The sequence below is a fragment of the Streptomyces sp. NPDC046985 genome, from assembly GCF_040644415.1.
GTDB lineage: Bacteria > Actinomycetota > Actinomycetes > Streptomycetales > Streptomycetaceae > Streptomyces.
Genome location: NZ_JBEYWK010000007.1, coordinates 257,345 through 276,704 on the forward strand (window position 1 = coordinate 257,345; position 19,360 = coordinate 276,704).

17 protein-coding genes and 1 pseudogene are annotated in these 19,360 nt (G+C 72.7%); 8 read left to right on the forward strand and 10 right to left on the reverse strand.

The genetic code is table 11. The features are described 5' to 3' along the window. Positions 1-33: 33 nt before the first annotated feature. The 5 genes from ABZ861_RS11910 to ABZ861_RS11930 all read right to left on the reverse strand — a co-directional run bounded on the left by ABZ861_RS11910 (position 34) and on the right by ABZ861_RS11930 (position 6,368). Positions 34-2,472, reverse strand: coding sequence for a right-handed parallel beta-helix repeat-containing protein (locus tag ABZ861_RS11910; RefSeq protein WP_361627699.1), 2,439 nt, complete (start codon positions 2,470-2,472; stop codon positions 34-36). 155 nt (positions 2,473-2,627) lie between these two features. Continuing rightward, the gene (locus ABZ861_RS11915; protein ID WP_361627702.1) at positions 2,628-3,230 is read right to left on the reverse strand and encodes a hypothetical protein; all 603 of its coding nucleotides are present in this window, start codon (positions 3,228-3,230) and stop codon (positions 2,628-2,630) included. A gap of 161 nt (positions 3,231-3,391) precedes the next feature. Then, positions 3,392-4,216 (reverse strand): MOSC N-terminal beta barrel domain-containing protein, encoded by an 825-nt coding sequence (locus tag ABZ861_RS11920; protein ID WP_361627705.1) that lies wholly within the window; start codon positions 4,214-4,216, stop codon positions 3,392-3,394. Between the two features lie 51 nt (positions 4,217-4,267). Further along, complete coding sequence (locus ABZ861_RS11925) at positions 4,268-4,702, reverse strand: DUF6643 family protein (RefSeq protein WP_361627708.1); 435 nt, start codon at positions 4,700-4,702, stop codon at positions 4,268-4,270. Between the two features lie 484 nt (positions 4,703-5,186). Next, positions 5,187-6,368 carry a glycosyltransferase gene (locus ABZ861_RS11930; RefSeq protein ID WP_361627711.1) on the reverse strand — a complete coding sequence of 394 codons (1,182 nt, stop codon included), beginning with the start codon at positions 6,366-6,368 and terminating at the stop codon, positions 5,187-5,189. 57 nt (positions 6,369-6,425) lie between these two features. Here ABZ861_RS11930 and ABZ861_RS11935 point away from each other — a divergent pair, with 57 nt between their 5' ends. From ABZ861_RS11935 to ABZ861_RS11960, 6 genes are all read left to right on the forward strand, one after another. Further along, positions 6,426-7,211, forward strand: a complete 786-nt coding sequence (locus ABZ861_RS11935; RefSeq protein WP_361627714.1) for an aspartate/glutamate racemase family protein — start codon at positions 6,426-6,428, stop codon at positions 7,209-7,211. A 130-nt stretch (positions 7,212-7,341) separates the two neighbouring features. Further along, positions 7,342-7,884 carry a hypothetical protein gene (locus ABZ861_RS11940; protein ID WP_361627717.1) on the forward strand — a complete coding sequence of 181 codons (543 nt, stop codon included), beginning with the start codon at positions 7,342-7,344 and terminating at the stop codon, positions 7,882-7,884. 321 nt (positions 7,885-8,205) lie between these two features. Next, on the forward strand, positions 8,206-9,816 hold the full coding sequence (gene lnt, locus ABZ861_RS11945; protein WP_361627720.1) for an apolipoprotein N-acyltransferase: 1,611 nt from the start codon (positions 8,206-8,208) through the stop codon (positions 9,814-9,816). Between the two features lie 64 nt (positions 9,817-9,880). Further along, positions 9,881-10,360, forward strand: a complete 480-nt coding sequence (locus tag ABZ861_RS11950; protein WP_361627723.1) for an NUDIX domain-containing protein — start codon at positions 9,881-9,883, stop codon at positions 10,358-10,360. A 54-nt stretch (positions 10,361-10,414) separates the two neighbouring features. Further along, positions 10,415-11,275 carry a 3-hydroxybutyrate dehydrogenase gene (locus ABZ861_RS11955; RefSeq protein WP_361627726.1) on the forward strand — a complete coding sequence of 287 codons (861 nt, stop codon included), beginning with the start codon at positions 10,415-10,417 and terminating at the stop codon, positions 11,273-11,275. Between the two features lie 76 nt (positions 11,276-11,351). After that, positions 11,352-13,337: a helix-turn-helix domain-containing protein gene (locus tag ABZ861_RS11960; protein WP_361627729.1), complete on the forward strand. Its 1,986-nt coding sequence runs from the start codon at positions 11,352-11,354 to the stop codon at positions 13,335-13,337. 14 nt (positions 13,338-13,351) lie between these two features. On the opposite strand, the gene ABZ861_RS11965 is transcribed toward ABZ861_RS11960, so the two are convergent. The 4 genes from ABZ861_RS11965 to ABZ861_RS11980 all read right to left on the reverse strand — a co-directional run bounded on the left by ABZ861_RS11965 (position 13,352) and on the right by ABZ861_RS11980 (position 17,121). Next, positions 13,352-14,752: an MFS transporter gene (locus ABZ861_RS11965; RefSeq protein WP_361627732.1), complete on the reverse strand. Its 1,401-nt coding sequence runs from the start codon at positions 14,750-14,752 to the stop codon at positions 13,352-13,354. A 167-nt stretch (positions 14,753-14,919) separates the two neighbouring features. Beyond that, complete coding sequence (locus ABZ861_RS11970) at positions 14,920-15,504, reverse strand: hypothetical protein (RefSeq protein ID WP_361627735.1); 585 nt, start codon at positions 15,502-15,504, stop codon at positions 14,920-14,922. Positions 15,505-15,889: 385 nt separating this feature from the next. Then, positions 15,890-16,582 (reverse strand): hypothetical protein, encoded by a 693-nt coding sequence (locus ABZ861_RS11975; protein ID WP_361627738.1) that lies wholly within the window; start codon positions 16,580-16,582, stop codon positions 15,890-15,892. Next, on the reverse strand, positions 16,579-17,121 hold the full coding sequence (locus ABZ861_RS11980) for a sigma factor-like helix-turn-helix DNA-binding protein (RefSeq protein WP_361627741.1): 543 nt from the start codon (positions 17,119-17,121) through the stop codon (positions 16,579-16,581). Before ABZ861_RS11980 ends, ABZ861_RS11975 begins: the two co-directional genes overlap by 4 nt. Before the next feature lie 441 nt (positions 17,122-17,562). On the opposite strand from ABZ861_RS11980, the gene ABZ861_RS11985 reads away from it, so the two are divergent. After that, on the forward strand, positions 17,563-18,390 hold the full coding sequence (locus ABZ861_RS11985; protein ID WP_361627744.1) for an SAM-dependent methyltransferase: 828 nt from the start codon (positions 17,563-17,565) through the stop codon (positions 18,388-18,390). 22 nt (positions 18,391-18,412) lie between these two features. On the opposite strand, the pseudogene ABZ861_RS11990 reads toward ABZ861_RS11985, so the two are convergent. Further along, a pseudogene (locus tag ABZ861_RS11990) lies at positions 18,413-18,613 on the reverse strand (MFS transporter); the annotation flags it as partial. A 119-nt stretch (positions 18,614-18,732) separates the two neighbouring features. Between ABZ861_RS11990 and ABZ861_RS11995 the strand changes: the two are divergent. Continuing rightward, positions 18,733-19,317, forward strand: coding sequence for a hypothetical protein (locus ABZ861_RS11995; protein WP_361627747.1), 585 nt, complete (start codon positions 18,733-18,735; stop codon positions 19,315-19,317). Positions 19,318-19,360: the final 43 nt, after the last annotated feature.

Consider the following 19,360-nt stretch of genomic DNA (forward strand, 5'->3'; position numbering starts at 1 on the left):
TGCAGACGCGAAAAAGCGCGAAGTCCCCGACGCTCAGGGCAGGGCGGGCAGGTCCTCCGCGTAGAGCAGCGTCAGATCGTCGGTGCTCGGGTCGTCGACCTGAGCCACCCGGCTCGCGTGCCGCTCGACCATCGCCTCGAACGTCTGCCGCGCGGTGCGGCCGTTGCCGAACGCGGCGCCCTTCGGTATCTCGTCGAAGTATGTCAGCAGCGCCTCCTCGGCGCCCGGCGCCAGCCGGTACTCGTGCTCCTCGGCCTGCTGCTCCACGATGCGCAGCAGTTCCCGCGGGCCGTAGTCGCCGAAGGTGATGGTGCGGGAGAAGCGCGAGGCCACACCGGGGTTGGCGGACAGGAAGCGCTCCATCTCGGCCGTGTAGCCGGCGACGATCACGACGACCGCGTCCCGGTGGTCCTCCATCAGCTTCACCAGCGTGTCGATGGCCTCCTTGCCGAAGTCGCGCCCGGCGTCCTCGGGCGAGAGCGCGTACGCCTCGTCGATGAACAGCACGCCGCCCCGCGCCCGTTCGAACGCCTCCTGGGTGCGGATCGCGGTGGAGCCGATGTGCTCGCCGACCAGGTCGACCCGGGAGACCTCGACGAGGTGACCGCTCTCCAGGACGCCGAGGGAGGCCAGGATCTCGCCGTACAGGCGAGCCACCGTGGTCTTGCCGGTGCCCGGGGAGCCGGTGAAGACCAGATGCCGCTTGACCGAGGCGGCCTTGAGGCCGGCCTGTTGGCGACGCCGGCCCACCTCGATCATGTCGGTGAGCGCGCGCACCTCCCGCTTCACGCTGTCCAGGCCCACCAGCGCGTCGAGCGCGCCGAGCACGTCTTTGGAGGTCCGCGCGGGCGGCTCCGGCGCCGGGACGGAGAGCAGCGGCTCCTGTTCGGTGCTGCGCTGGCCCGGGATCGCTCCCAGCAGCCCGCTCGACGGTCCGGCCGTCTGCACGGCGGCCTCGCGGGTCCCGGGCGGGCGGACGCCGCCGCTCTCGTCGCTGGCGCAGTCCTCGACCACCGGTCCCGAACCCGGCGCCGCGTCCGGCCCGCCGTCCGCGAACTCGTACCCGCCGCGCGCGCACCGCTCCGTGCGGCACTTGCGCAAGGTCGTCCGGCAGCCGTCGATCACATGGAAGCCGTAGCCGCCGCTGTCGGTCACCCGGCAGCCCAGGAAGCTGCCGCGGCCGCCCGCGGAGACGTAGAAACCGGCCTCGACGGGAGAGACGACGGTGCAGCGCTCCACGGTGGGATCGGCGCCCTTGGTGACGATCACGCCGGTCTGCGCGCCGTCCACCGTGCAGTTGTTCAGCGTGCCGCCGCTGCCGTGGTCGCGGAACCAGGCCCCGGTGGCCGCCTCCTTGATCCGGCAGTCGTCGAGCTGCGCGGTGGCGCCGTCGCTCACCGACACCGCGGTGTTGCGCACCTGGGACAGGTCGCTGTCGACGACGTCCGCGCGGGAGCCGCGGTCCAGGACGAACAGCGCGTCCGGCACGTCGTGCACCCGGCAGGAGTCCAGGACCGCCGTCGCGCCGTCGCTGACCCACACCGCCGGATAGTCGCCCGTGCTGTCGGAGATCTCGCACTGGTTGGCGTCCACCCGCGTGCCCGGGTCCCACACCGAGAGCCCGTTGCGCCCGAAGCGGCACACCGTGGTCCTGGTCATCGTCAGCACCGAACGGGAACGCAGGTCCACCGCGTTCTCCGGGATGTCGTGGATCCGGCAGTCGGCGAGGGTGAGCACCGCGTCCGTGTCCAGGGTGACGCCGTCTGCGGTGGTGCGGTGCACCTCGCAGTCGGTGAGGTGCGCGGTGGCCCGCCCGGTGACCTGCGCACCGCTGCCCCGCACTTCGTAGATCTCGCAACCGACCGCCTCCAGGGCGGAGTCGTCCCCGGTCACCGTGATCCCCGCGCCCGAGGTGTGGTGCACGCGGCACCGCTCCAGCCGGGGGCGGCCGCCGCCGCGGACGGCGACGCCCGACTGCCCGGCCGCCACGACCTCGCACTCCTCGAACACGCCGCCGCCACCGTCCAGCACGGCGATGCCGATGCCGGCCGGATTGTCCACCGTGCACCGCCGCACGGTCGGCCGGGCCCCGCCGCGCACCTCTATGCCGGTCGCCGACCGGCTCACGATGCGCACCTCCCTCAGCTCCGGCGCGCCCTCCTCCACCAGCAGGGCGGGAGCGGTGGCGTCCTGGCCCTCCAGGTACAGGTCCTGCACCACCGCCGAGGCGCGCAAGGTGAGCGGCACCCCGTCCGGGGGCGCGATGCGCACCGAGCCGGCGGCCCCCTCGGGGCCGCGCAGCGTCACCGCGCGCCGCAGGACGAGGTTCTCGCGGTAGGTGCCCGGGGCGACGGTGAGGACGTCGCCGTCCGCCGCGGCCTCCAGGGCGTCGGCGAGCGATGCGTACTCACCCGTGCGGCGCCGCCACCTCGAGGTGCCGGTGTGCGTCACCTGGACCGTGCCCTGTGCCATGGCGTTGCTGTGCCCCCGCCTCGTCGTACCTGATGGCTCGTTCGCCCTCGGGGCGCACCCCTGCGACCCGCTGACGAGCGGGTGGCCGCCGAACGCGTCGGCCGGTCCACCGTAGCGTGCGCGCACGGCCCCGGTTGACCGGAGTCGTCAGGCGGTCAACTGCCGGCGCCGGTGCGGCCCCAGTCCGGTCCGGCGCGCTCCCAGGCGCGGTCCCAGCGCGCGTACCGGAGGCGGACCAGCCGCCAGAGGATGAGCCTGCGTATGCCTTCTATCAGACCCGCGGCCAGCAGGGACGCGGCCAGTCCGGCGAGCACCGCGTGCGTGGTGGCCGCGGTGGCGTCCAGGGGACGCGTCACGAGCCGCCCGCGCCGGTCGGTCCACACGACGAAGCGGTCGCCGGGGCGCGGGGTCTTGAGGAGGGTGGTGACCAGGCCGCGCCGGCGCGAGCCGTCCGGCGCCGTCCAGTCCGCGATGACCTGGACCCGGGCCGCCCGTCCCGGGGCCTGCGGGTCGGCGGCCGGCGCGACCTGGTGCGGCTTGCGCACCACCGTGGCCGTGACCTGATGACGGGTCTGGCGCTGATGGCGCACCGACTGCTGGAGGGCGCCCTGTGCGGCGGAGCCGACGACGGCGCCGAGGAGGGGAACGGCGGACAGGATGAGCAGGAGCGCCGCCAACGCCGCCCAGGCTTCCACGAGATCGGTCGTGCGCCGCAGCGGACTGGCCCGCCACCGCCAGAGTCCGGTGATCACCCGCATGTTCCGCCCCCTTCCCGCTCCGTGATACTCCCCCTGGAGCCGTCCGTCTCCGAACTGCGTTGAAGAGAGAGCGACATCACCTCGGGTCCGGGGCTTTCATGAAGCTCTCACGACATCCCAACGGCTCGTCCGCATCGGGAGTTCCCGGCTCGCGCCGCGCGTCACCCGAGGATCGCGACCGGGTCGCCGACGCGGATGACGCCGGTCGACTCGGGCACCAGGTTCTGGCCGAAGAGCAGTCGGCCGCCGAAGCGGCGATGGCGGCCGAGGGTGCGCAGGGGCTCCTTGCCGCGCCGGGCCGTGGCCTGGTCGACGGTGGTCACCACGCACCGGGCGCACGGCTTGGCGATCCGGAAGACGACGTCTCCGATCGCGAGGCGCTCCCACTCGTCCTCCGCCCAGGCCGGGGCGCCCGCCACCACGACGTTCGGCCGGAACCGGCTCATCGGCAGCGGCCCCTCCTCGGCCCGGTCGCCTTCCGCGATCAGCGAGTTGAGGGAGTCGAGGGAGGAGAGGGAGGTGAGCAGCAGCGGATAGCCGTCGGCGAAGCTCACCGTCTCGCCGGGCCGTCCGTAGTCGGGGTCCACGGGCCTGCACGCGGCCGGGTCGTCCATGTGCACCAGGCGCACGTCGATCCCGGCGAAGGCGCTGCACCAGGCGTCGGCGGCGGGACCGGCCGGCGCCGTCTCGACCTTGGCGCCGAACACCTCGGCCGTCACCGTGACGCCCGGCTCGGGGACCGGCACGGCGAGCGGATCGCGTCCGGGCGCCGACAGCACGAGACCGCCGCCGGGCGCGAGCTCGGCGACGGCCAATGCGATGTGCGGCTGCTGGCGTTGCGTGACGACCTTTCCCCCGTCGTCGATCAGCATCCAGCGCCGGTCCCCGGCCAGCCCCCAGGGCTCCACAAGGGCTTCCCGGCGCCCTACGGCCCGGAACGCTTTGACCGGATGGATGTAGATCGACCGCAGCTCCGCATGGCCCATGGCCTCATCCTGCCAGGCGGCACGGACAGCGGCATACACGGGTGGGGCGGATCAGTAGCCGCGGTAGTACTGCTGGTTCCCGTAGGGGTCCTGGTAGGGCGCCGGGGCCGGGCGGGGCGCCGTGGGGCGCATCGCCTCGTAGCCGGCGCCGGCCGCCATCGGGCGCTGCGGCATCTGCTGCTGCGGGCCCGGGTATCCGCGCGGGGCGGTCGCCTGCTGCGGGATGTACGCCGTGGGCGCCTGCTGGAGCGGTGCTGGCTGCTGCGCCTGCGGGTAGCCGTAGCCGGGCTGGACCGGGGCCGCCGGGAGGGCGGGCAGCGCCGAGGGGAGCGCGGGCAGGTAGCTGCCCGAGTCGTACGGCGCCGGGACGCGGATCGGGGCGATCTGCGGGGTGCCTCGCTCGGCGACGAGCGAGTCATAGATCGGGGTGTCCGGGAAGGAGGCGGAGTAGTAACCGCCTCCATACGTGGAGCGGGGGGAGGTCATGGCACATAAGTTAAGCCCACGATGTGCTGGTTGGGGAGACCGATAAGAGGGTTGTTTTCCGTGTCGGCACTGTCCTGAAGTCCCTAATACGAGCGAACTTGGCGAAAAAGGGGCCACGCGCAGCGTTCGGATCGTGTAAAGAGCGTGTTCCCGAGGGGGCGGCGCAGACGGGGCCGGACGGGATCCGGCCGCAGGGCCGGGAGCGCGCTCTCACCTGTGAATCGGGGAACCGGCGCCCCGGGAGGACGGGGGAGGGGGCGAGCGCGGGCGACGGCGCGCCCGTCGACCGTCCTATACGCGGGCACGCGCGTGAGGCAGGGAGCCGTCCGCACCCCTGGCCCCGCGTGAGGCGACGCCGTGTTCGGGCGCCGCGCGCGGACTGCCGTCGGCGGCGCGGCGCCGGTCACCCAGGTGGCCACCGCCGGACGGCCCGCCCGCCCGCGGGTGATCGCCCGGACGCGTCCGCGCGACGTGCGGCGGGCGGTCAGCCTTCCTCGGGCGCGGCGTCCGGGCGGGCGTAGGTGCGGCCCTTCCAGGCGGCGCCCCGCCCCCGGTAGTGCCGCACCGCCGAGTCCACCGTCATCAGCAGGTACAGCGCCGCGGTGAACGGCAACAGGGGAGCGAGCCACCGCGGCTGGCGGTAGTAGCGCAGCATCGGCACGTAGGTCGCCGCCATCACCAGCCATGCCAGCGCGCCGGCCAGGGCCGCCGCCGCGTCACCCGCCGCCGCACCGGCGATCAGCGCCAGCGGGGGCGCCAGGTAGACCAGCGCCAGCCCGGCGACCGTGCCGAGCAGCAGCAGCGGCTGGTGCCGCAACTGGGCGTAGGCGCTGCGGGAGACCATCTGCCACAGATCGCTCAGCCGCGGATACGGGCGCACGCTGTCCACGCGCTCGGCCAGCCCGAGCCAGATGTGTCCGCCGCCGCCCTTGACGGCCCGCGCGAGGGCCACGTCGTCGATCACCGCCTGCCGGATCGACTCCGGGATCCGCGCCCGCTCGGCGGCTTCGGCGCGCAGCAGCACGCAGCCGCCCGCGGCCGCCGCCGTGCGCCCGCCCCGGCGGCCGACCCACCGGAACGGATAGAGCTGGGCGAAGAAGTAGACGAACGCCGGGACCACGAGCCGTTCCCAGGCCGACTCCACACGCAGCCGGGCCATCAGCGAGACGGCGTCGAAGCCGCCGGTGCGCGCCGACGCGACCAGGCGGCGCAGGCTGTCCGGGGCGTGCGCGATGTCCGCGTCCGTCAGAAGCAGGTATTCGGGAGCACGCGCGCGTGCCAGGGCGATGCCGTGCCGCACGGCCCACAGTTTGCCGGTCCATCCGGCGGGCGGCTCCCCCGGCGAGTCCACGGTCAGCGGCAGTCCGCCGTGCCGGTGCGCCAGCTCACGGGCCAGCGCTCCGGTGCCGTCCACGCTGCCGTCGTCGATCAGGAAGACCTCCGCGCGGCCCGGGTAGTCCTGCGCGAGCAGGGAAGGCAGGCTCTCGCCCAGCACGCCCGCCTCGTCCCGTGCGGGCACCACCGCGCAGACGGTCGGCCAGTCGTCCGGCGCCGGCTCCCGGCCGGGCGGCAGTCTCACGTCCGTGCGCCAGAAGAAGCCCTGGCCGAGCAGCAGCCACAGCCAGGCGGCGAGTGATCCGACGGCGCTCCACACGATCACGCTCACCCCGGCAGTCTGCCCCAGCGCGGCGGCCGGTTCGAGGGCATCGTCTATCGTGGCCGGGTGAAGATCGCGCTCATGGACTCGGGTATCGGGCTGCTGGCCGCGGCCGCGGCGGTGCGCCGCCTGCGGCCTGACGCGGATCTCGTGCTGTCCCTGGACCCCGCCGGGATGCCCTGGGGGCCGCGCACGCCGGAGGACCTCACCGCACGCGCGGTCGCCGTCGCGGAGGCCGCCGCCGCCCACGACCCCGAGGCCCTGATCGTCGGCTGCAACACCGCCACGGTGCACGCGCTGACGGCCCTGCGCGAGCGCCTGGAGCCGGACCTGCCGGTCATCGGCACGGTTCCCGCGATCAAGCCGGCCGCCGCCGGAGGGGGCCCCGTCGCCATCTGGGCGACCCCCGCCACCACGGGCAGCCCGTACCAACAGGGGCTGATCCGCGACTTCGCCGACGGCGTGCCCGTCGCCGAAGTCCCCTGCTGGGGTCTCGCGGAGGCCGTGGAGCACGCGAACCAGGCCGCGATCGACGAGGCCGTCCTCGCCGCCGCCGCGCTGACCCCTGACGACGTGACGACCGTCGTCCTGGGCTGCACCCATTACGAGCTGGTCGCCGAGCGCATCCGCGGCGCCGTGCAGCGGCCGGATCGGGCCCCGCTTGTCATGCACGGCTCCGCGGGCGCCGTCGCGGCGCAGGCTCTGCGCCGGATCGGCGCCCGGCCGGAGCCGGAAGACGCCTCCGAGGGCGCCGTGACCGTTCTGCTCAACGGCCAGCCCGGCCTGCTGCCCCCTCCCGCCCTGGCGTACGCGGAGGGCCGCCTCCTTCAGGCGGTCAGCCCCGCCCGCTGACCGTCCCGTCGCCCTCTCCCGCTGATCGACCCGCACCCTTCCCGCCGCGCCGACCCCGCGCGCCGGGGCGCGGAACACTCCCTGTGTGCGACGCGCCCTCGCACGGCGAATCCTGAGTAATCTCGTTGCCATGAGGGACGACTCCCGCGGCGAGGACGGGGCGCACCCCGAGGTCTGGACGGGTCGCGCCACCAACAGGATCCAGTGGCTGCTGGCGCTCGTCGGCGCCGCCTGCCTGGCGCTCGGCATCGAGCTGGCCGTCGCCTCCGGCTGGAGCTCCGGCGTCGCGCCCCTCGTGATGTCCGTCGTGGGCTGCATCGCGGCCGGGCTGCTGGTCCTCTTCGGCACCCTCGCCTTCGTGCACGTCGCGCTCAAGGTCGACCAGGAGTCGCTTGAGGTGCGTTGCGGGCACATCGGGCTGCCGCGTCGGCGCATTCCGCTGGCCCATGTGGCGGGCGCCGAGTTCGCCCCGCTCGTCACCCCGTGCCAATGGGGCGGCTGGGGCTATCGCTGGCGGCCCGAGAAGGGCACGGCGGTGGTCGTGCGGCGCGGCGAGGGCGTCGTGCTGCGCCTGTGGGACGGGCACACCTTCACGATCACCGTCGACGACGCGGAGTCGGCGGTCCGCGTGATCAGGGCCCGCCTGCGCCCACCGGTGCCGGGCCCCGCCTGACGGCCGCGCTCGGACCGCCCGCCTGCCTGCCTTTACGCGCCCGCCGGTTTCCGCCCGCGCGACCGCGCACGCCTCGGCCCTGTTCGCGCGCCCCTCGCCTGCCCGGGGCCGCCTGCCTGTGCGCGCGATCGGGTGACCGCGCCGATACGGCCCCTACCCGAGATCTCCGCCTGGCCGGGTCCGCGCCCGCTCGCCCGCTTCCCGCGCCCGTCCGCGCTCAGAGCCCAGCAGCCGCCCCGGTCGGCCCCGGTTACCGCTGCCACCCCCGGGGCCCGGCGACCGCGCTGTCGAGGCCCAGGTCACCCCCGTACACTCCCGGGGGTGACCGTCACCGCATCTTCCGTCGACGCGCCGGACGGGCTGCGCCCCGGCTCCGCGTCCTCGCCTTGGCGCGCGAGGCTGCGCGGGCTCGCGCGCCCGGCAGCCGCCGCGCTGTCCGGCCTGCTCCTGTACGCCAGCTTCCCGCCGCGCCCGCTGTGGTGGCTGGCGCTGCCGGCGTTCGCCGTCCTCGGTCTGCTGCTGCGCGGCCGCGGCTGGAAGGCGGGGTTCGGCCTCGGCTACCTCTTCGGACTCGGCTTCCTGCTGCCCCTGCTGGTCTGGACCAGTGTGGAGGTCGGTCCCCTCCCGTGGCTCGCGCTCGTGGCGGCGGAGGCGGTCTTCGTCGCCCTGGTGGGCGCGGGCATCGCCGCGGTCTCGAAGCTGCCCGCCTGGCCAGTGTGGGCGGCCGCCGTGTGGACCGCCGGTGAGGCGGCACGCGCGCGGGCGCCGTTCCACGGCTTTCCCTGGGGCAAGATCGCGTTCGGCCAGGCGGACGGCGTGTTCCTGCCGCTGGCCGCGGTCGGCGGCACCCCGGTGCTCGGTTTCGCGGTGGTGCTGTGCGGCTTCGGCCTGTACGACGTCGTCCGCGTCGCGGCGCGGGCGCGGCGCACGCGGACGATACGCCGGTGGGCCGCCGCCGGGGCCCTGCTGAGCGTGGCCGTGCCGGTCGTCGGCGCGGTCGCGGCCCGGACCCTGGTCAGCGACAAGGCCGAGGACGGCACCGCGACGGTCGCCCTCATCCAGGGCAACGTGCCGCGCTCGGGGCTGGAGTTCAACGCCCAGCGCCGCGCCGTCCTCGACTACCACGCGCGCGAGACGCTGCGGCTCGCGGCCGATGTGAAGGCGGGCAAGACGCCCCGGCCCGATTTCGTGCTGTGGCCGGAGAACTCCTCCGACATCGACCCGTTCGCCTACGCCGACGCGCACCTGGTCGTCGACCAGGCGGCCAAGGCGATCGGGGCGCCGATCTCGGTCGGCAGCGTCGTCGAGCGCGACGGCAGACTGCTGAACGAGCAGATCCTGTGGGACCCGGCCAAGGGGCCCGTGCAGACGTACGACAAGCGGCAGATCCAGCCCTTCGGGGAGTACCTGCCGCTGCGCTCGCTGGTCGGCGCGATCAACGAGAACTGGACCTCGATGGTCCGCCAGGACTTCAGCCGGGGCCGCACCCCCGGCGTGTTCTCGTTCTCCGGGACGAAGGTGGGCCTGACCACCTGCTACGAGGCCGCCTTCGACTGGGTCGTGCGCGACACCGTCACCCACGGCGCGCAGATGATCTCCGTGCCGAGCAACAACGCGACCTTCGACCGCAGCGAGATGACCTACCAGCAGCTCGCGATGTCCCGCATCCGCGCGGTCGAGCACAGCCGGAGCGTCACCGTCCCGGTGACCAGCGGCGTCAGCGCGGTCATCATGCCCGACGGGCGCATCACGCAGAAGACCGGCATGTTCGTCCCCGCCTATCTGGTCCAGAAGGTGCCGCTGCGCTCCTCCCGCACGCCGGCCACCGAGCTGGGCGTCCTGCCGGAGATCGCGCTCGTCCTCGTCGCCGCGGGCGGTCTGGGCCTGGCCGCCGCTGCCGGTCTGCGCGGGCGGCGCGCGGGGCGGGCGTAGCCGCACGCCGGTCGTGCGCTCCCCGCCGGGCGGCCGCCGCCCGGCCGCCCGTAGGGTCGGCCCCATGGCCACTCCTGACTTCATCCGCACACTCCGGGCCTCGGCCGGAACCCAACTGCTCTGGCTCCCCGGGGTCACCGCGATCGTCTTCGACGACGAGGGCAGGGTGCTGCTCGGCCGCCGCTCCGACACCGGCCGCTGGTCGGTGATCGGCGGCATACCGGAACCCGGCGAGCAGCCGGCGGCCTGCGCCGTGCGGGAGGTCCACGAGGAGACCGCGGTGCGCTGCGTCGCCGAGCGGGTGGTCCTCGTCCAGGCCCTGGCCCCGGTCACCTACGGCAACGGCGACGTCTGCCAGTACATGGACATCACCTTCCGCTGCCGTGCCGTCGGCGGCGAGGCCCGCGTCAACGACGACGAGTCGCTGGAGGTGGGCTGGTTCGCGGTGGACGCGCTGCCCCGCCTCGACGAGTTCGGACTGCTGCGCATCAAGCAGGCGCTGAGCGACGCCCCCACGTGGTTCGATGCCACGAGTTCTTACTGAAGTATGGCTTCAGAGCACATGTGGTCTCGGGAAGGCACTGCCTAAAGTCGACTCATGACCTCGCCCAGCGCTCTCCCGGGCCCTCAAGCCCCCACGCTCGACCTCGGCGGACGCATCGCGCTCGTCACCGGCGCCGCCAGCGGCATCGGCCGCGCCTGCGCGCTGCGGCTGGCCGCCGCCGGGGCCGAGGTAAGAGCCGTCGACCGGGACGCCGCGGGCTTGGACGAACTGGCCGAGCGGTTCAGCCGCCTCCCCGGAGCCGGAGCCGGAGCCGGAGCCGGAGCCGGAGCCGGAGCCGGAGCGGGAGCGGGAGGCGGAACCGTGGAACCGCACGTCCTCGACCTCACCGACCTGGACGCCGCCGAACAGGCGGCCTCCGGTGCCGACGTGCTCGTCAACAACGCGGGCATCCAACTGGTGAGGCCCATCGAGCAGTTCCCTCCCGAGACGTTCCACACCGTGCTGACCGTGATGCTGGAGGCCCCGTTCCGGCTGATCCGCGGCGCCCTGCCGCACATGTACGAGCAGGGCTGGGGCCGGATCGTCAACGTCTCCTCGGTGCACGGGCTGCGCGCCTCCGCCTACAAGTCGGCCTACGTGGCGGCCAAGCACGGTCTGGAAGGGCTCTCCAAGACGACCGCCCTCGAAGGCGCCCGGCACGGCGTCACCTCCAACTGCGTCAACCCCTCCTACGTCCGCACCCCCCTGGTCGAACGGCAACTCGCCGACCAGGCCCGGACCCACGGCGTCCCCGAAGAGCAAGTCCTGTCCGAGATCCTCCTCAAGGACAGCGCGGTCAAACGGCTCATCGAACCGGAGGAGGTAGCGGAGGCCGTGGCCTACCTGTGCAGCCCGCCGGCGTCCTTCATCACCGGCGCCTCACTCGTGCTCGACGGCGGCTGGACCGCCCACTGACCTGCCCAAACGACCGCTCGCCCGGAGTTTTCCACAGGGCTCGGCGGAGAAGCGGCGGATGCCTCATCCTGTGAGCATGCCCAGCGATCACGTACGGTCCGCCGAACGATCAGCCGCCGACGCGCAGGCGCCGCACGGCAGCGGCGCCTCGCTCCCCGGCGCGGCCGGCGCCGCGTTCCTCGAGCTGCTGGCCCGCGGCGCACCCGCGGCGGCCTACGAGCAGCCGGTGCTGTGCGCCCGCGCCGAGGGCCGGCCGGCCGAGTGGATCGCCGCGATGGAACACGCGAAGCTGCTCGCGCTGCGGGTGCGCGCGGAGCTGGACGGACGCCGGCGCCGCGAGGCGGAGCTGTCGGCGCTGTTCGAGACCGCCCACGACCTGGCGGGCCTACGGGACCTGGACTCGGTACTGCCCGCCATCGTGCAGCGCGCCCGCTCCCTGCTCGGCACCGACGTCGCCTACCTCACCCTCAACGATCCCGAGCGCGGCGACACCTACATGCGCGTCACCGAGGGCTCGGTGGCCGCGGGCTTCCAGCAACTGCGCCTGGGCATGGGCGAGGGGCTGGGCGGACTGGTCGCACAGACCGCCCGCCCCTACGTCACGGAGGACTACTTCGACGACGCCCGCTTCCAGCACACCGGGACCATCGACGCCGGTGTGCGCGACGAGGGCCTGATCGCCATCCTCGGCGTGCCCCTCATGCTCGGACCGCACGTCATCGGGGTCCTGTTCGCGGCCGACCGGCGCGCCCGGGTGTTCGAGCGCGCGCAGATCGCCCTGCTCGGCTCCTTCGCGGCCCTCGCCGCGGCCGCCATCGACAGCGCCAACCTGCTCACCGAGACCCGCTCGGCTCTCGCCGGTCTGGAGCGCGCCAACGAGATCATCCGCGACCGCAGCGGCGTCATCGAGCGCGCCTCGGACGTCCACGACCGTCTCGCCGAACTCGTCCTGCGCGGCGGCCAGGTGCACGACGTGGCCGCCGCCGTCTCCCAGGTCCTCTCCGGCACGGTCGAGTTCACCGAAGCCGCCGCCGCCCCGGCCGGCCCTTTGGAGGCGTCCCGCGCCGAGGGCCACGCGGTCCGGCACGGCGACGCCTGGATCGCCGCCGTCGCCGCGGGCGGGGAACTCCTCGGCGCGCTGGTGCTGCGTGGACATCCCGCCCTCGATCCCGTCGACCAGCGCACCCTGGAGCGGGCCGCGATGGTCACCTCCCTGCTGCTGCTCGCCCGGCGCTCCGCCTCCGAGGCCGAACAGCGGGTCCGCGGCGAACTGCTCGACGATCTCCTGGACTCCCGCGACCGCGACGCGCGCGTGCTGCGGGAGCGCGCCGCCCGGCTGCACGCCGACCTCGGCGCCGCGCACGTCGTCCTCGCCGCCCGCATCGACGCTCCGGCCGCCGGCGCGGACCAGGAGGCGGCCGGCCGCCGCCGCCTGTTCTCCGCGGCATCGCACCTGGCCGCCACCCGGCGGGGCCTGGCCGCCGCCCGCGACGGAGGCACGGTCCTGCTGTTGCCCCTCGGCCCTAGCGGCACGGCGACGGACCTGGCCCGCGACACCGCCCGCACCCTCGGCGCCGCCGTGCACGAGGCGGTCACCGTCGGCGCGTCCGCCCCCGCCGACGACCTGGCGGGCCGCCCGGACACCGCCACGGCCGCCTACGCGGAGGCCCGGCGCTGTCTGGAAGCCCTGCACCTGCTCGGCCGCTCCGGCGACGGCGCCGCCGTCCAGGATCTCGGCTTCCTCGGCGTGCTCCTCGCGGGCGAGCGGGACGTCGCCGGATTCGTGGACCGCACCATCGGCCGCGTCCGCGCCTACGACGAGCGCCGGGGAACGGACCTGATACGCACCCTGGAGGCGTACTTCGCCTCCGGGATGAGCCCGGCCCGCACCAAGGACGCACTCCACGTGCACGTCAACACCGTCGCCCAGCGCCTGGAGCGGGTCGGCCGACTGCTCGGCGCGGACTGGCAGAGCCCGGACCGGACTCTGGAGATCCAGCTCGCCCTGCGCCTGCGCCGCCTGTCGGCGCCGAACCGGTCGGACCGGCCGGACCGGAGCTGACTCTCGCTCGCAGGTCAGACGGTACGCGCGTCGGCCGCCCGCGCCGTCGAGGAGTCGGCGCCGCTGGAGGGCTCGACCGCGCCGAGGTCGCGGTGCCGGGTCTCCCGGGCGACGCCCACGGCGATCAGCGTCAGCACACAGGCGGCGATCACGTAGAGCGCTATCGGGGTGGAGCTGTCGTAGTCGGACAGCAGCGCGGTCGCGATCAGCGGGGCGGGCGCGCCCGCGGCGACCGAGGCGAACTGGGCGCCGATGGAGGCGCCGGAGTAGCGCATCCGGGTCGCGAACATCTCGGAGAAGAAGGCGGCCTGCGGTGCGTACATGGCGCCGTGCAGGATCAGACCCACGGTGACCGCGACGACGAGGCCGGCGAAACCGCCGGTGTCGACGAGCCGGAAGAACGGGAACATCCACAGCCCCACCCCCGCGGCGCCGAGCAGGTACACCGGGCGGCGCCCGATCCGGTCCGACAGGGCGCCCCAGGCGGGGATCACCGCGAAGTGCACGGCGGAGCCGATCAGCACGGAGTTCAGGGCCGTCTGCTTGGAGACGCCGGCCGATGCGGTGGCGTAGACGAGGATGAAGGCGGTGATGACGTAGTAGCTGATGTTCTCGGCCATCCGGGCGCCCATCGCCACCAGCACGTCGCGCCAGTGGCGGTGCAGCACGGCGACGAGAGGCAGTTCCTCGGTCCGCGTTCCGTCGTCCGCCGCCGCCCGCTCCGTGCCGCGGGCCTCCGCCTGCGCCAACGCCTGCCGGAAGAGAGGGGATTCATCGACAGACAGACGAATCCACAAGCCGACGGCCACGAGCACCCCGGACAGCAGGAACGGAATGCGCCATCCCCACCTGCCGAAGGCGTCGTCGCTGAGCACGGCGGTCAGCAGCGACAGCACACCGGTGGCGAGCAACTGCCCCGCCGGCGCCCCGGTCTGCGGCCATGACGCCCAGAAGCCGCGGCGCCGCGCGTCCCCGTGCTCCGACACCAGCAGCACGGCGCCGCCCCACTCGCCGCCGAGCGCGAAGCCCTGCACCAGACGCAGCGTCGTGAGCAGCACCGGCGCCGCGGCGCCGACGCTCGCGTGCGTGGGCAGCAGCCCGATGGCGAAGGTCGCCCCGCCCATCATGAGCAGGCTCAGCACCAGCAGCTTCTTGCGCCCCAACCGGTCGCCGTAGTGCCCGAACACCAGGGCCCCCAGGGGCCGCGCCGCGAATCCGACGGCATACGTCAGAAACGACAGCAGCGTTCCGACCAGCGGATCGGAGCCGGGAAAGAACAACTTGTTGAACACGAGCGCCGCGGCCGACCCGTAGAGGAAGAAGTCGTACCACTCGACGGTGGTCCCGATGAGACTGGCGGCGACGATGCGGGGGAGGCTTGCGGGCGGTGGGGGAGCGGTGATTCCGGAGGCCATGTGCGCCACTTCCTCGTGTGCGACGGGAACGGGTACGTGTCGGCACACCGTAGAAACACGCAGGTCAGGAGCACATGTGGCGGGACACCATAGTTCAGCGGCCAGCTATGCGTAGGTCCACCATGCCGGCGCGCGCAAGGACCTGACACGACGGGCCCGGTCCTCCATCATCGCCAGCCGGGGTTGTCGCTGGGCAGGAACGTGCCGAAGAGCGACTCGTACTCAGCACCCGACTCGCTGACCACCACATGGTCCGGTCCGGTCCGGGTCACCGCGCTCCGGAGTCGGGAGACGAGCTCGGTAACGGACACCCGGCGCAGCGACAGAGCAGCGGCGACACGGGCACGGTGCTCGGCGATCTCAGGCTCGTCACGAAGGAGGTCCGCTTCGAGAAGCGAAGCAGCGGCCTCCATGGCCTCCGACCTGCCGCCGCCCGAGAACTTCAGGCAGTCCTGCCACTCAGCCAGCCCGGTGATGATCTCCAGAGCTGCCTTCAAGTCATCAGCGATCAGGCCGCCCCGTCCCTCGGAGTTCGCGAACACCACCGGGCGGCGCCCATCCTCGTCATGGCACAGGAAGAAGGTCCCGCCGGCCCAGTCACCGGCGATGGCCTCAAGCGAGGCGCCCGAGGCCGCTCGGACCGCCTCGCCGTGTCCGTCGCGGGAGACTCCGAACTCGAAGGAGGAGTGCAGCAGGTCAGCGATGCCGGGGGTGTCCCGGATCAATGCGAGCAAATGATCGGCTGAGGTCACGGCGCGGACCCTAACAGGAGCCGCTGACAGGTACCCGACCCCAGAGACGAGGCAGCGCCTCGCCGGAAGCGAGGTGCGGACGTTGGTCCCTTACTCGGAGCCTGTGAGGCGAGTTCAGAGAGGGCGTGATCAACCAGGATGTGAAGGCGGGTTGGAGGCAGCTCGCCGGGCACGCCTGGTCTGTGGTCCTCGGGTGGCGTCTTTCGGCGTGCGGCGGGGCGGGGCGGTGAACTCGCGGTGACCGGCGGGATCGCCGGTTCGGCTCACCGGCGATCCCGCGTCATGTGGCGTCGTTCCTACGAGCTGACGATCGTTTTGTGCGGTTGCTCGTGAGGCGGGAGCGTCGGCATCCGGGGACGGGGAGTTTTCGTCGCTCCGGGAGGTTCTAGACGGCAGCGGCCAGTTCGTGGACGAGGGTGGCGCTGACTTGGGGGACCTCGCCGTATTCCGTGTCGTCGCTGTCGACGGGGAGTCGGTGGAGCACCGCGGCGATGCGGGGCGGGAGGCGGACGTCGAGGCCCTCGTGGCAGCGAGCGATGATGTCGGCGCGTACCGCACGGGGCAGGAGTTCTCTGGAGGGGTCCAAGACCTTCTGGGCGACCACCTGTTCGCGCGCGTTGGCCAGTGTGTCCGCCTGTCGGCGCCAGGTCTCGGCGTCCAGGACTTCTCCGAGACTGCGGTGGAGCAGGCTCAGGAGGGAGGCGGAGGTGTGGTTGCCGCCGCCGGCCGCGAACTGCAGCCAGAACTGGCTTCCGTCACGGTGGCCCGAGACGTACAGGAGCGCTCCGAGGACGAGAGCCCCTTCGGGGTGGATGCACCGGCTGTTGGCGAGCAGCGCCAAGGAGGCCGCGGCGGTCGGCATGGCCAGGACCAGGGCCGCCGCCAGGTCCAGTTCGTGGGCTGCTTGTTCCTGATCCGACGGCAGCGGGCTCGGCGCCGCCAGAAACCGGGTCCAGCCGTTGTCCTGAGTTTCACCGGGGAGGGATTCCGGGGGGAGACCCGTCGCGTAGTTCCGCTGCGTCGTAGGGTCGGCGGCTCGGTGCGTGTCGTGCAGGAGCCGCTGCCTTTCCGCGTTCACCACTCTCCTCCGAGTTCTCTGCGGATACGGGCGAGGGCCTGGCATGCGGTGAAACGTATGTTCGTCGCGGTGGTGTCCAGGTACTCGGCGATAGTACTGTCCGGCAGCTTGAGCAGGTAGCGCAGGATCACGACGTCATGACGCCGCTCCGACAGGCCCCTGATCGCGGCGTACAGCGCTTCGTCGACCCCCTGGTCCTCGGCGCGGTCCTCGGCGAGTTCGAGCACCTCGCGCACGACCGTCACCCAGTCCGGCACGGGCAAGTGGTCGTCGGCCTTCATCATCTTCTCCGCCAAGGCGGCGCCGATCTCCTCCTTGACGAGAGCCCAGGCACGGAACGCCGGGACCTGCGAACGGAGCACGGGCGGCCACTGCTGCCAGAGGCGGTCCTTCATCCTCTTGACCACGTCCCGTGCCGCGTCGTCGTCGCAGAGGCGCGCTCGGGCGATCCCGAACCACGCTCGCTCGTGCGTCTCGCAGAACGCGTCGAACGTCAGGCGAAGGCCGTTCGGCCGCACCGCCCACTCGCTCTCAGCCACGTTCCCAATCCTTCCCGGCGGTGCCCACTGGGGGCGATGCCCGGCGAAAGCCGTCCGCGCCGCCCAGAGCTCCGGGCGGGACGGAACAGCAGCCCATGAGGGGAACTGGCGTCCCCCGCAGGCACATTGGAGCGGAAACAGGTCCCCAGCGGTGACGATCACGAGGGATGACCGGAAACGATCGCCATAGGCTGATAATAGATCAGTAATCTTGTACGATCCGACCACTAGAACTCTCTGAGCGGCGCTATTCGGTCATAGTCAATCGCCGTTCCGGCGGCTGCGCCGACGGAAGCGATTTTCCACCAGAGGCGGCGGGCATAGTGACTGAGGCCGCGCCAGGGCTCGCGAGGCTCCGTCGGGTCAACGCCGCCGGGGTGGAGGGGGTTGGGCCGTCGCGCGGCCGTGGGATCGAGACAGCCTAGGCCCCAGGGGGAGCGTATGACCGAAGAGACCGCCCGTGACGACGCGGGTCAAGACCAGGCAGTCAACCTCGACATCCATGTGCCGCATTCGGCGCGGATGTACGACTACTACCTGGGCGGCACGACGAACTTCCCGGCCGACAGAGAGGCCGCCGGACGCGCGATGGCGGTGTTCCCGTACGCGCGGACGGCCGCTCGTGCCAACCGGGGCTTCATGCGGCGCTCGGTCCGCTACCTGGCCGAGTCGGGCATCCGGCAGTTCCTCGACATCGGCACCGGAATTCCCACGTCGCCCAATCTCCATGAGATCGCCCAGCGGGTGACTCCTCAGGCGCGGGTGGTGTACGCCGACAACGACCCGATCGTCCTGATCCACGCCGAAGCTCTGCTGAGAGGGTCCCCAGGGGGCGTCACGGCCTACGTGCAAGCCGACGTGAATCAGCCTGAGACCATCATCGAAGCGGCGAGCCGTACGTTGGACTTCTCGGCGCCGATCGCACTCAGCCTGAACGCCGTGCTGCACTTCGTGCCGGAGGGCGCCCACAAGATCACCGGTGTGCTCAAGGCGGCTCTTCCCAGCGGCAGCGCGCTGGCCGTCAGTCATCTCACGCCGGAATTCGCTCCCGACGAAACGTCCCGTCTCGCCCAGGTCTACACCGCGGCCGGCACCCCGACCAGGGCCCGCGACCGTGACGAGTTCGCCCGGTTCTTCGACGGCTGGAACCTGGTCGATCCCGGCATCGTCTCCACTCCCCGATGGCGCCCCGAATACGACAGTTCCGCTGATGAGCCCCTCACCGATCCCGAAGCATCCTGCTACGGGGCCGTGGCTGTCTGCCCGTGACTCCTGCCGCCCGCGCCCTCTCTCCGCGGACGGCGAGCGCGAGGCCGGCGACGTACGGGGTCGGCGCGACAGCAAGGCTCAGGATGGCGAGCCCCTCGACTGCGGCCGTGCAGGTCAGCGCGGCGCCGATGCCGAGCCGGTCGGGTGCGAAGAGGGCGAGGACGGTCTCCACGGCGAGGGAGGCGATGTTCCCGACCGCCGGACGTAGCGCGACACCTGAAACCGGACACAGCGCGACACCTGAAAAGCGCCTGCGGCGGCGGGCAGACGGAGCGCGCGGCCGGAGATGCGGAGTGCGGGCCGGAGATGCAGAGAGTCGCGGCCGCCGGGACACTGAGACACATGGACGTGACTTTCACCACGTCGGCGTATCCGCCGCTCGCACTCGGCTTCTTCGGACTGGGCACCGGCTATCTGATCTGGGGCATCCAGGAGTTCCTGCGGTGGCCGCCGCGGGGCGAGGCCGTGGACCGGGCGCTCGGCACCTGGGGCATCTGGCTCCCGGGCTTCTGCCAGTTCGTCACCGGCCTGATCCTTCTGATCGGCCTGACCTGGTTCGAAGTGTTCAAGGAGCCGCCCCTGTACACGGCCGCGCTCGCCTTCTCCGCGTACGGCATCCACTGGTTCGCGCTCGGCTGGGACCGCTACCGGGGCAACGACCCACGCGTGAACGTGGGGTTCTCCCTGTCGTTCATGGTGCTCGGGGCGCTCGGCAGCCTGGTGTTCTTCACGGCGCACTCCTGGCCGGTCGGGGTGCTCTTCGTCGGCCTGTTCGCGGTCTACGCGGCGAAGTTCGTGACCTTCGTGGGGTTCCCGGGTGTGGAACGGGTGATGGGCCTGATCCGACTCCTGACGGGGATCTGGTGCATGTACCTGACGTTCGCCGTCACGGTCGACTTCTCGCTAGGTTACAAGTGGCCCACGTGACGGCGGGACATGGGCAGACGGGACAGGGACAGACGGGACAGCG